14 protein-coding genes are annotated in these 12,090 nt (G+C 63.7%); 6 read left to right on the forward strand and 8 right to left on the reverse strand.

Annotated elements, in window-relative coordinates:
- The 6 genes from EN750_RS04640 to EN750_RS04665 form a co-directional block, all read left to right on the forward strand.
- A partial coding sequence (locus tag EN750_RS04640; protein WP_245482614.1) for a PqqD family protein occupies nt 1-555 on the forward strand: 555 nt, incomplete at its 5' end.
- Nucleotides 556-604: 49 nt separating this feature from the next.
- Nucleotides 605-1,654 carry a serine kinase gene (locus EN750_RS04645; protein ID WP_127395754.1) on the forward strand — a complete coding sequence of 350 codons (1,050 nt, stop codon included), beginning with the start codon at nt 605-607 and terminating at the stop codon, nt 1,652-1,654.
- Nucleotides 1,651-2,403: a glycosyltransferase family A protein gene (locus EN750_RS04650; RefSeq protein WP_164873728.1), complete on the forward strand. Its 753-nt coding sequence runs from the start codon at nt 1,651-1,653 to the stop codon at nt 2,401-2,403. The genes EN750_RS04645 and EN750_RS04650 overlap by 4 nt, the downstream gene beginning before the upstream one ends.
- 55 nt (nt 2,404-2,458) lie before the next feature.
- Nucleotides 2,459-3,211 carry a glycosyltransferase family A protein gene (locus tag EN750_RS04655; RefSeq protein WP_127395756.1) on the forward strand — a complete coding sequence of 251 codons (753 nt, stop codon included), beginning with the start codon at nt 2,459-2,461 and terminating at the stop codon, nt 3,209-3,211.
- Nucleotides 3,211-3,888: a glycosyltransferase family A protein gene (locus EN750_RS04660; protein WP_127395757.1), complete on the forward strand. Its 678-nt coding sequence runs from the start codon at nt 3,211-3,213 to the stop codon at nt 3,886-3,888. Before EN750_RS04655 ends, EN750_RS04660 begins: the two co-directional genes overlap by 1 nt.
- Nucleotides 3,885-5,360, forward strand: a complete 1,476-nt coding sequence (locus tag EN750_RS04665) for a nucleotidyltransferase family protein (RefSeq protein WP_127395758.1) — start codon at nt 3,885-3,887, stop codon at nt 5,358-5,360. Before EN750_RS04660 ends, EN750_RS04665 begins: the two co-directional genes overlap by 4 nt.
- 19 nt (nt 5,361-5,379) lie before the next feature.
- On the opposite strand, the gene EN750_RS04670 is transcribed toward EN750_RS04665, so the two are convergent.
- The 8 genes from EN750_RS04670 to EN750_RS04705 form a co-directional block, all read right to left on the reverse strand.
- A complete protein-coding gene (locus tag EN750_RS04670) occupies nt 5,380-5,787 on the reverse strand; it encodes a type II toxin-antitoxin system VapC family toxin (protein WP_127267349.1) in 408 nt (135 codons plus the stop codon).
- Complete coding sequence (locus tag EN750_RS04675; RefSeq protein WP_127395759.1) at nt 5,784-6,017, reverse strand: AbrB/MazE/SpoVT family DNA-binding domain-containing protein; 234 nt, start codon at nt 6,015-6,017, stop codon at nt 5,784-5,786. Before EN750_RS04675 ends, EN750_RS04670 begins: the two co-directional genes overlap by 4 nt.
- 100 nt (nt 6,018-6,117) lie before the next feature.
- Nucleotides 6,118-6,864 carry an FAD-binding oxidoreductase gene (locus EN750_RS04680; protein ID WP_127395760.1) on the reverse strand — a complete coding sequence of 249 codons (747 nt, stop codon included), beginning with the start codon at nt 6,862-6,864 and terminating at the stop codon, nt 6,118-6,120.
- Nucleotides 6,861-7,472: a molybdopterin-dependent oxidoreductase gene (locus EN750_RS04685; protein ID WP_127395761.1), complete on the reverse strand. Its 612-nt coding sequence runs from the start codon at nt 7,470-7,472 to the stop codon at nt 6,861-6,863. Before EN750_RS04685 ends, EN750_RS04680 begins: the two co-directional genes overlap by 4 nt.
- Nucleotides 7,473-7,622: 150 nt before the next feature.
- On the reverse strand, nt 7,623-9,143 hold the full coding sequence (locus EN750_RS04690; RefSeq protein ID WP_127395762.1) for a DegQ family serine endoprotease: 1,521 nt from the start codon (nt 9,141-9,143) through the stop codon (nt 7,623-7,625).
- 248 nt (nt 9,144-9,391) lie between these two features.
- Entirely contained in the window at nt 9,392-10,111 is a 720-nt protein-coding gene (locus tag EN750_RS04695; RefSeq protein ID WP_127328591.1) for an MBL fold metallo-hydrolase, read from the reverse strand.
- A gap of 35 nt (nt 10,112-10,146) precedes the next feature.
- Nucleotides 10,147-11,313 (reverse strand): diphosphate--fructose-6-phosphate 1-phosphotransferase, encoded by a 1,167-nt coding sequence (locus EN750_RS04700; RefSeq protein ID WP_127395763.1) that lies wholly within the window; start codon nt 11,311-11,313, stop codon nt 10,147-10,149.
- Nucleotides 11,314-11,413: 100 nt separating this feature from the next.
- Nucleotides 11,414-12,090, reverse strand: a 677-nt coding sequence (locus EN750_RS04705) for a L,D-transpeptidase (RefSeq protein WP_145967414.1), incomplete at its 5' end; no start/stop codon positions are given.

Here is a 12,090-nt window from a genome sequence, read left to right on the forward strand (position 1 = left end):
GCGCTCGCCCCCGAGCCTGCGCCATCTTGCCAAAAACCCTGCAAATGGTTAGACGCCTGCAACGGTGGGGTTGACCGTAGGCCCGAAGATCATCTCCGCGGCCTGCTCGGCGGGGGAGCAAACATGCGACAATCCGGCATCTATGCCATTGCCAGCAAGGATATCGTCTTTGAATCCTTCGACGGCGAAGCCGTCGTTCTTGACCTGACCACGGGTAAATATTTCGGCTTCTCTGATTCAGGCAGCAGACTTTGGGATGCACTGTCGTCCGGCGTGCCTGCCTCCGAACTGGTCGGCGCCGCGACCGGCATTGGCGCCCTCGATGCCGCCGCGATTGACGGCTTTGTTTCACAATTGCTCGAATTCGGTTTGCTGGCGGCCGTAACCGATGGCGTGGCAAGACCGGCTCCAAGCGAATTGCTGGCTCAGCTCGCCGCTGCCAGAGAGCCCCTGAAGGTCGACATCCATGACGATCTCGCCGATCTCATTGTCGTCGATCCCATCCACGAGGTCGAGGAGCCCCTCGGCTGGCCCGCGGTGAAGCAGGCCAACTGAAGCGCCCATCAGGTTCTCGTTGCCGGACAGCTCCGGAACAGGCAAACCCATGCCGAACGTCACTCTCGAAAACTTGGTTGACTACGCACGTCATGTCCTGGCGCAAGCAGAGAGCAGCGCCGAGCATTATCCACTGACCCGCAAGGCGAGCTTGCCGCATCTGGATTTGACCGCGCATGTCAGCGCCGGCGCATTGGCGGATGCCGTCGCTCATGGCTTTGTCCCTGCTCCGGGCAACCGAACGCCTGCCGACATCTGCCGCGTCTTCGTCGCACATCCCGGCATAGACGGCATCGCGGCACCGGTCAGTTGGGGCCAGGGGCCCTTCACGCAGCATGGCTTCGCCACCCGGCTGGCGGAGGCCGGATTGCGCGGCAACCATTTTCACGACCTGGATTTCTGGCAGTTTTATGATCCGCAACGTCGCGTTGGCGTGCAATTGATGGCTTCGGCCGATGCCTTTCCACCGTGGGAGCCGGGAGCGCCGCTGCGGGCTTTCCTGCATTGGGAATATGCGGCACGCGGCATGCGGCTGGCCCATGCGGGGACGCTCGGGACTAAGGGCAGGGGCGTGCTGCTGGCCGGCGCGGGCGGGGCCGGGAAATCCGGAACCGTCGCCGCCGGCCTCCTCAACGGACTGGACAGCGTCGGCGACGACTATGTGCTGGTCGACCTCTCCAACGGCGTGACTGCCCGCCCACTGTTTTCAACACTCAAACAGGATCCCCAGGGGTTCGTTCGGCTTGGGCTGAAGCATCGGCTGAAAGCGCATGGTCCGCTCAACTGGCAAGGCAAGCATGCTTTTCACATTGATGACATCGCGCCTCGGCCGGTGCCCGAAACTCTGGACATCATCGCGCTGCTGGTGCCACATATCGGCGGAGGCGAGGCAAGTTCGATCGTGCCGGTGTCGCGCAGGGATGCCATGATTGCCTTGGCGCCGTCGGGCATAGCGCAGATGCCGGGCGAGCGGGAGAGCGGCTTTCGCTTCTTCAGCGACCTGACCCGCCTGCTGCCGTGCTATCGTCTGTCGCTGGGGACGCAGCCACAGGAGATAGCCGGTACGATTGCCGACTTTCTCACGCGGGGCGCTTCGTGAAACTGAGCGTGATAATGCCCGTCTACAACCGTGAGCGCTATGTCGTTTCGGCATTGCGCTCGCTGGTGCGGCAGCGGGACGCCGCCGATCTCGACATCATCGTCATCGACGACGGCTCGACCGACGGCTCTGCTGAGGCCGTGCGCTCGATGATGCGCGAAAACCCCTGCATCCGACTGTCCCAGCAATCCAACATGGGCGTGGCCAAGGCGCGCAACGCCGGGCTGCGGCAACTGCCGCCGGATGCGGAGTTCGTTTCGTTTCTGGATTCTGACGACATCTCGCTGGCCGGACGGTTCAAGAAGGACCTTGCACGCTTCAGAGCAGACCCCGGACTCGAGCTGACCTATTCGCTGATGACGCTGGTCGAGCGGATTGACGATGAGCGGCTGAAACCGGCAGCCGACAGCCGCACGATGACGCTTCGGGGAATTTCGCTGAGCGCCGCCGTGTTCAGCAGAGGGCTTGTCGACAGGACGGGCGAGTTCGATGAGGATTTCGAGCAGGCTGAGGATACCGACTATCTGCTGCGCGTTTTCGAGGCGGGACCGAACTACGAATTGTTGGACGCGGTCGCGATCTACTACCGACGCCATGCCGGAAATGTCACCAAGGAACATAGCGGCAGGGTCCGCAACCACTTGCGTGCAATCCACAAGTCGATGCGGCGGCGCAAGGCCGATCCGTCACGGCGAGAGGTCCAGGGCATCTTCGAATTGAAGAGTCCCACCGATTGGCGGATGCTATGATGCTCGACACAATCAAGTCGGATCAGCCAAGCCCGCAACGCTGCCGGAGACGCCCATGAAGCTGAGCGTCATCATGCCCGTCTACAATCGCGAACAATTCGTTGGCCTCGCGCTGCGCTCGCTGCTCAGGCAGCGCGAAGACATCGATCTCGACATCATCGTCATCGACGATGGGTCGACCGATGGTTCGGCAGCCGTCGTACGGTCGTTGATCGACGAGGCCCCGTGCATTCGTCTTTTCCAGCAGATCAATGGCGGGGTCACCAAAGCGCGCAATGCCGGGCTGAAGCAGTTGCTGCCGCAGACTCGTCTGGTGTCGTTTCTCGATTCGGACGACATCTCCCCGACAGGGCGCTTCAAGGCGGATCTCGCTTGTTTCGGAGAGAATCCTGGCCTCGACCTGACCTATTCGCGCATGACGCTGGTCGACAAGATAGATGGCGAGACGCTGGAACCGGCCGCCGACAGCCACTCCATCACCGTGCGAGGGATCCACCTGTCCGCCGGGATCTTTGCGCGAAACCTCATCGAGCGCACCGGAGATTTCGACGAGGATTTCAAACAGGCCGAGGACACCGACTATCTGTTGCGTATCTTTGAGAGCCAGACAAAATACGTTATGCCCGATACGGTGGCTCTCTACTACAGGCGTCATCCCGGCAACATGACCAAGGAAGCCGATGTGCCCTTTCGCGAGTTCATGCGCGCCATTCACAAGTCGATGAAGCGTCGTAAGGCCGACCCCAACTTGCGCCGAGTGGAGGGAATCTTCGACTTCAAGGATCTCGCGCAGTGGCGGTTCCTTTGATGGCAGCCTACGGCGTCGTCATTCCGGCTTTCAACGCGGCCGCCACCATCGGCGCGGCCCTGAACTCCGTCCTGGCCCAGACGGCAAGGGCGGAGGCCGTCGTCGTGGTCGATGACGGTTCGACCGACGATACGGTTGCGGTGATCGATGCGATGAACTTGCCGGTGACGGTGCTGCGACAGGACAATGCCGGACCTGGCAGCGCAACGACCCGTGGCATTGCGGCACTCTCGACGCCGCTCATCGCGACGCTCGATGCCGACGATTTGTGGTTGGCGGACAAGATCGAAAAGCAGCTGGTCCATCTCGACCGTCATCCCGGGACAACGGGCGTCTTTACGCATTGGCGGACGTTTCGCGGCGACAGCCCCGATTTGCCCGATGCGACCAGTGGAACTGGCTGGTCGCGCACGACGATGATGATCCGCCAAGAGGTGGTGCAGAGCGTCGGTCCCATCATCGACCCACCAGGCGGTCGCGGCGAGATGATTGACTGGATCGCCCGGGTTCGTGAGGCAGGCTTTGCCCTTGCCATGCTCGACGACGTGCTTGCATTGCGCCGCGTCCGTCCGGGCAGCCTTTCCTACGGCCGCGATCCGGCACGCGACCGGGGCTACCTCCAGGTCGCAAGGCTCGCCATGCAGCGGCGAGCCCAGAACAAGGCAGGTTCCAGTTGAACGCCACGCCCGTTCGCCGCATCGGCCGCCGCTTCCCGGACTATGGCTGGTCGTGGCCCACCGGCCAGTTGGACCTGTTGCTGAAGGCAGCGCTGCTCTCCGATGAGGACGCAGCCGCTGCCTGTGCCGCGCGCTGGCTGGACGAGAACGACATCGATCTCGTCTCGTTTCGAGAACATCGCCTGCTCGCCGCCATCTCCGACAGGTTCGGCAGGAAGCTGGCCGGGCATGCCGCCCATCCGCGCCTCGTCGGCCTGCAGAAGATGCTGTGGACGAAGTCGCGCATGGCGATGCGCGAGGCCGAGCCGGCGCTGAAGGCGATGGCCGACGGCGGCGCCGACATCATGCTGATAAAGGGCGCCAGCCGCATTGCCTTGAACGCGTCGGCGCAGCGTGGCCGGGTGGCGCATGATATCGACATATTGGTGCGCCCGCGCGACATGGCTGCCGTCTTCGACATCTTGCGCGATCGCGACTGGCAGATCGCCTCGGGCGTCAGCGCGCAATATCTGCGAACCCGGTTGGCGTCGCTGCGGTCGATGAACTTCTTCAAGGGCCGTTTCGGTGACATCGACCTGCACCAGCTCGGCTATGACGGGTCGCAGACGAGCGCGGAAGACGACCTGGCGATCTGGCAACGGGCGGTCCCGGCACAATTCAGCGGCGTCGCGGTCTTTGTGCCGTCGCCGGCCGATCGCATGGCCTTGGCCATCGCCCATGGCGGCCTCGACGCCCACACCCACAGCGACTGGCTTGTCGACTGCGCGGTCGCCATCCATGGCGAAGACGTCGATTGGGACACGTTCCTCGACATCGTCGGCAGACGCGGCCTGGCGGTTCCAGCGGCGGTGGCGTTATCCTATCTAACGTTCGAGATCGGCATTCCGGTGCCGGAACCGACAATGGCCAGAATCTTGGAGATGGCCGACGGGGTTGGCCTGTCGCGTTGGTCGTCGGTCCTGCAAGCCAAGCCGCGCACGGATTTCGGCGGCCTGGTCTGGCTGTCGCGCGGGCTTGCCAAGCAGTTGCGCCTGAAGCGGAAGAAGGGCCGGTTGCAGCAGGAGCCGCCCGCCAAACCTTGGCGCGGCAGACCGGCCGCGCGCAAGCCGCAAGCGGCATCGGCGCCTTTGGTGTTTTCGCAGGCCATCGCCTGTCCGCAAACGACCGGCGACATGATGCTCGAAATCACCGTCAGGATCGGCGTTCCGCCGGTCCGGCGCCGCATCGAGATGGAGATCAATGACGGTGGCGAGCATATTGCCCGCCTGCGCGCCATGGCCATCAGCCGGTCCGGCAGGGAACGCGTGCTGCATTTTCGCGGCAAGGTGACTCTCGGCGGCGCGCGAGTTGCCTTGACGCTCGAGGCGCGACCATCGCGACAGTTTCGCGAGTGGAACGACGCGGCCACGGTGGCCGCCTATGGCGCCTTGCCTTTCCAGTTGCTGTCGGCGGATTTCTTTCCGGTCGGCTGAAGGAAGGCCCACCCGGCAGCTATAAGGCGTCGGGAGTGATCAGCCTCAAGGATGGGAAATAGGTCTGGTAGCGGCCGACATCACGGGTCAGAAGCGGAAGCTTGGTGACGGCGGCATGTGCGCCGATGAAGAAGTCAGGCAAGACGCCGGTCCTCGATCCTCCTGATCGGCGGTATTGCGTGAATACCTTTCCAGCAAGGAAAAGCGCGGCTCTTGGCATCGGAGCCATTTCGAGACCGGCCGCATCCAGAAATGCCTCAAGATCCTCGATTCTGATGTAGCGAACGGCAAGTTCTGCATAGACCGCATCATTGATCAACAATGGCCCATCGAGGCTTGCCGCCTCGAGTTGCGCGATCGACCAGCCCGCCCAATTGGGATCGTCCGTAACAAGGTCGAGCAGAACGTTGGTGTCGACGAACGTCACGCTCCGCCACGCGTCAGCGCCATGATAGCCTCGGTCGTGAGCCCCTCGCCGGCATGGCCGCGCAGATTGGCGAAGCGGCTCTCAGGCGGCTTTCTGTCAACCCGAGCCAACACCACGCTGCCATCGGCGGCGCGCCGGAAATCGACTCTGCTGCCCGGGACGATCCCCAGGAGGTCGCGGACGGGTTTGGGAATGGTCACTTGTCCCTTTGCCGTGACGGTGGTGGCCATCTTCACTCCTTGGTAATACCATATTCCGACAAGGTATTACCTCATCGGTCGATTTTCAAGGCTTGAAGCATCGTGTCTCGACCGAACCGCCAGAGTCCGTTCAAACTCCGTAGCGTTCGGTGCGAATGATTTCCGCTGCAACGCCGGCATCGATCAGCGCTTGGGCGGCCGCGGAAACGAAGGCGTTGGAGCCGCAGACGAAGGCGATGCCAGGCGGCTCCGGCAGCCGCGTCATGGCTTGAACCATCATCGCGACGTCTACCCGCCGCGCATAGTCGGCTGGACGGCGTGCGGCTTCGAGCGTCAGTGTCAGCATCAGGTCGAAGCCGTCCTGGCGTTCGTCGAGGGCGATCAACTCGTGACGAAAGATCACTTCGTCCCAGACCCGGACCGAAAAGACCAGGACGACGGGCACCGCTGAATTACGCGCGGCGCGGTGGCGGAGCATCGACATCAAGGGCACGACGCCCGAACCGCCGCCGACCAGAACAAGCGGTCCACTCTCATCCTCCGGCCAGACGAAATGCCCGCCAAGCGGCCCGCGCAGTTCGATTTCATCGCCCACTGCCGCGACCTCGTGGAAGAAGGGCGAGACCTCGCCATCGTCGAGTTTTTCGATCGCCAGTTCGATTGCGCCGCTCGTTTCGGGCGCGGAGGCGATGGAATAGGAGCGGCGCGCCTGATAGCCGTCCGGCGCCGTCAGCCTGACGTCGACATGCTGCCCGGCGCGATAGGCGAAGGGCCGAGACGGCTGGAAAAAGAAGCTGGTGACACGCGGCGTGCGCTTTTCGATGCGGACGATGCCGGCTGTTTGCCAGGGCGACTGCACTGCCGCCGCATCGCTCATGGATCGTCCGTGTAGCGCTGCTCGCGCCATGGGTCGCCATAGATATGGTAGCCGCGCAATTCCCAGAAACCGGGCTCGTCTCGCGTGGTGAATTGCAGGCCGTTCAACCATTTGGCCGACTTCCAGAAATAAAGATGCGGCACCAGCAGCCTTGCCGGGCCGCCATGGTCCGGTGTGATCGGCTTGCCTTCGTAGAGCAGCGCCACCATGGCCTTGCCGGCGGTGAGGTCCTTGACCGGCACGTTGGTGGTGTAGCCGTCGAACGCGTGCGCCAGCGTGAAGCCGGTCGGCGGCTCCAAACCGGCATCGGCAAGGATATCGTCGACCAGCACGCCTTGCCACGGCGTGTCGAACTTGGTCCATGCGGTCACGCAATGGATGTCGCGCGTCATCTTGTTCAGTGGCAGGGCGTTGAACTCGGCCCAGTTCCATTTCTTGATCGGGCGTGGCCCATGTTTCAGCGTGAAAGACCAATCCTCGGTACGCACGCGCGGCGTCGGACCGGCCGACAGCACCGGAAAACCCTGTTCCAGATATTGGCCCGGCGGGATGCGGGCATCGCCATCGGTTGGCGGGCGCCGTCCTGAAGAGAAACCTCGGGTGACCATAGCGGCAATCCCCATGCAATCAGGCCACTATCGGCCTGACGCAATGTTCTCGAAGATGCCCTGACGGGCAACCGAAATCTTGACGGGCGGAGACCGGCGGGATCGTCACCGATGGACCTGCCGGTCCCATGTTCACGTCAACGCCATTTCTCAGCCATTGGCGAAAGGCACCGCGATGTACATTTGAGCGTCGCCACGCTCGACCAGCAACAGCACCGATTTCCTGCCGGACTTGCCGGCCAAGGCGATCGCCTGGGTTACCTGCCTGGCATTCTTGACCGGCACCTGATTGACGGCAACGATGATGTCGCCGGCCTGTATTCCGGAAGCGGCGGCCGCTTTGTCGGGGTTGACGCTGGCAACCACCGCGCCGTGCTGCTTGCCGGCTAGGTTCATCTGCTGGCGAATGTCGGGCGTTATATCCATCAAGCCGAGTCCTATCGCGGGAGCGCGCCCGGCGCTCGGCGCGTCGGACCCGTCGTCCAGCGACGCGGTCTTCGCATCGGCGCTGTTTTGGCCGACATCGACGGAAATCCGCATCGGCTTGCCTTTGCGCCAGACATCCACCGTTTCCCTGGCGCCCGGCGCGACATCGGCGACCGCCCGCGACAGGTCCTTGGGATCCTTCACGTCCTGCCCGGCAAAGCTGGTGATGACGTCACCCGTCTCGACGCCGGCCTTGGCCGCCGGCGAACCGTCGTTGACCTCTGAAACCAGCGCGCCGCCGGAATGGCCGAGCCCGATGGCGCTCGCGACATCGGGTGTCACCTCCTGGATCTGAACGCCGAGATAGCCGTATTGGATGGAGCCGCCCTTCATCAGCTTGGCGACCACCTTCTGGGCCTGATCCGACGGAATGGCAAAGCCGACGCCGACGCTGCCGCCATTGGGTGAATAGATCGCCGTGTTGATGCCGACGACATTGCCGGCGACATCCACCAGCGGACCGCCGGAATTGCCGTGGTTGATCGGCGCGTCGATCTGGATGAAATCGTCGAACGGGCCACTATGCAGGTCACGGCCGCGCGCTGAGACGATACCTGCCGTGACGGTGGTGCCGATGCCGAACGGATTGCCGAAGGCCAGCACCTGGTCGCCTGGCATGAGCTTGTCGGAATCGCCCCATTTGACGGTCGGCAGGGGTTTGTCCGACTTGACCTTGAGTACGGCGAGATCGTTCTTGGCATCGCGGCCGACAAGCTTGGCCGGAAGTTCGGTGCCGTCGTCGAGCGTCACCTTGATCGAAGAGGCACCATCGATGACGTGATTGTTGGTGACGACGGTGCCATCCGCGCCGACGATGAAGCCGGAACCCAGCGCCTCGGCGCGCTGCGGTTGCTGTTGTGGCGGCGTCTTCGGCGTCGGCATGCCCTGGTCACCGAAGAACTGGCGGAAATAGTCATCGAAAGGCGAGCCGCCGTCGAAAGGAGATGCATCGCTCATCGTTTCAGGCTGTGCCTTCATGACGGTGGTGACCGTCACCACCGCCGGCTTGTCGGCGGCAACGATGGGTGCGAACGAGCCATTGGGCGCGGTGATGCCGGCGACAGGCGTCTGGGTTGTCGGAATGGTGTTGCCCTCGCCTTGGGCGAAAGACATGACGAAGGGGGATATGATCAGCGCAGCGCCCAGCAAGGCCGCGACGCGATGCCTACGAAGGATATCTGACATGGTCGTTTGTCCGGGCGAGAGTTGATCCAGCGCCGTGGCCTCTCCCGTGCGGGGAAATCGGTCATCGGCGTGTCGAGGTCGCAATTGCCCGTCTCGCCTACATGGCAGCCAACCGGATCGACGGCCTTGCATCTAGGGCGCGGATTCGCCCGATTTAGGGTTTTAGGGCGACCTTACGAAGATTTAATATCCGCACGGCGGCAGGGCCGCAAAGTCGTTGGGCGGCACCTTGCTGTCTCGCTGGAGCCTCAGCCACCGGCGCTTCGCTCGAGATAGGCCGTGGCAATCTCGCGCATGCGCTTGCCGTCGAAGCTCGGTCCGTGTCCACCATGACCGATGCGGATCGGCAGGTCGAGCAGGCGCCGCATCGTGCTGACATAGGCGGCTCGGTCGGAATCCGGCAGGTCGTCGATCAGCATGGCGTCGTAGATGGCATCGCCGCTGAAGAACAGGCCGTCGACCTCGTCGAACAGCGCGATCGAATCCGGTGAATGGCCCGGCAAATGCAGCACGCGAAATTGCCGGTCGCCAAGATCGACGACATCGCCCTCGTCCAGGGTTCGCGTCAACGGCGCGGGCGGGATCCTGTAGTCGGCCGACTTCCATCCGGGCGCCGGCAGTTTCGAGACGGCACCGTCGAGGTCATGGAACATGTAGGCGTAGGTCGCGGCCTCATCCATGGTCTCGAACCGGGCCGCGCTCATCCTTGGCCCGGCCCGCAACGGGAATTCATGCAGCGAGCCGACATGGTCGAGATGGATGTGGGTGGCAACGACCAGCAGCGGCTTGCCTTCCGCCGTCTCGATCTGCGGCGCCAGCGGACAGATGCCCATGCCGGTGTCGACGAGCAGGTCGGCATCGCGACCGCGCAGATGCCAGATATTGGCCCGAACATAGGCATGGACGAAGGGCTCGGTCAGCATCGTCGTCTTGTCGTCGACGACGCTCCTGCTGAACCAGTCGGGCATCACCTGTGAGCCGGGCATCAAGTGTGAGCCCGGCATCAGACGAAGGGCTTCCCGACCTTGTACTTTTCCGGCACCAGCCGCTTGAGATAGGCCATGCCGGCATCCGACAGCTGATTGACATCGGGCTTCATGAAATCGTCCGGCATGTGGCGTGTCTTGCCGGCGACGTTCTTGAGCGGCACTTTCTTCAGCACCGTTCTGGTGCCGTCATATTGCAACGCCACCGAGCCGCCGCCCTGTTCGGCGACGGTGACGGCGAAAGCGCCGGCATCGAACGCCTCCTGCGCGTCGACCGCGCTGATGGCGCCGATATAGCCGCGCGGCATGTAGCCGAGCGCATCGACGCGGGCCCGCTTGCCCGGCAGGCCTTCCGCCAACGCGCGCTCGAGTGCGGCCGGCAGGTCGCTGCCCGACAGCTTGACGTTGCCATGCGCGTCGCGCTCAAGCTTGTCCGGCGGCACCAGGCTTTCGACCAGCGCCTTGCCGTCGGCGGTGCTGACGCCTTCCGAAACGGCGACGATGCAGCGCTTGTGGCGATCGAGCGTGGCACGCACGTCGTCGATAAAGCCGGCGGCCGAGAATGGGCGCTCGGGCACGTAGACGAGGTGCGGGCCGCTGTCGGGGTCGAGCTGCCAGGCGGCCGCGGCCGCGGTCAGGAAGCCCGCATGCCGGCCCATGACGATGCCGACATAGATGCCGGGCAGCGCACGAAAATCGAGATCGACGGACAGGAAGGCGCCGGCGACGAACTCGGCCGCCGAAATGAAGCCCGGCGTGTGGTCGTTTTCCTCGAGATCATTGTCGATGGTTTTTGGCGCATGGACGAAGGCAATTGAGCCGCCGGCGGCATCGGTCAGGATCTGCTGGGTACCCGACGTGTCGTTGCCGCCGATATAGATGAAGGCGTCGGCGCCGGCCTTCTTCAGGCCGTTGAGGATGACATCGCAATAGGCGGCGTCGGGCTTGTCGCGGGTCGAGCCGAGGGCGGCGCTCGGCGTGCCGGCAATCAGCCGCAGCCGGTCCTCGGGGATGGCGGAAAGGTCGATATAATTGCCGTCACGGATGCCGCGCACACCATGGATGGAGCCCAGCACCTTGGCACCGGGATGCCGCTTGCGGATCTCCAGTGTCGCCCCGACAACCGTCTGGTTGATGACGGCGGTTGGGCCGCCGCCCTGCGCGATGACAAACGTTCCAGCCATGCTTGATTTCTCCCGGCGCGATGGTTTTCAAGGCACCTTGGCCTGTCTTGCCGCATCGCGCAACGGGAGTTTCGAGCGGCGCCAACACGCCGCATAAGCGTCAGACGACGACGACCGGATTTTTTTTGGAGACGCGGCTGTAGAGGTCGATGATGTCCTGGTTGATCAGGCGCACGCAGCCCGACGACATCGCCTGGCCGATGCTCCACCATTCGGGCGAGCCGTGGATGCGATAGCCGGTGTCCTTGCCGTCCTGGTAGATGTAGAGGGCACGCGCGCCGAGCGGATTGGTGAGGCCGCCGGGCTGTCCGGCTTGCCATTTCACCAGTTCAGGCTTGCGGGCAATCATCTCCGGCGGCGGCGTCCAGGTCGGCCATTCCCTGCCGTACTGGATGTTGGCGCGACCCGACCAGCGGAAGCCATCCTTGCCGATGCCGACGCCGTAGCGAATCGCGTCGCCGCCCGGCTGGACCAGGTAGAGCATGCGCTCCTGCAGATGGACGACGATGGTGCCGGGCGCCTCGCCTGTCGTGTCGACGACGATCTGGCGACGGAATTCCGGCTTGACCTTCAGATATGGCACTTCCGGCACGTTGAAGCCGCCGTCGGTCAGCCCGGCATACATGACGCCGGGGCTGGTGATGTTCTTGTCGACGCTGATGCTTGGCCGGATCGGCCGCACGGAACCCGTGGTGACGTCGTCGAGCTCGAGCGCCGGCAGACCCAAGCCCGAGGTCGAGCAACCGGCGGCGCTCAGCAGCGCGAGCGCCCCTGCCC

It is taken from the genome of Mesorhizobium sp. M7A.F.Ca.ET.027.03.2.1 (genome assembly GCF_003999175.1).
Lineage (GTDB): Bacteria > Pseudomonadota > Alphaproteobacteria > Rhizobiales > Rhizobiaceae > Mesorhizobium.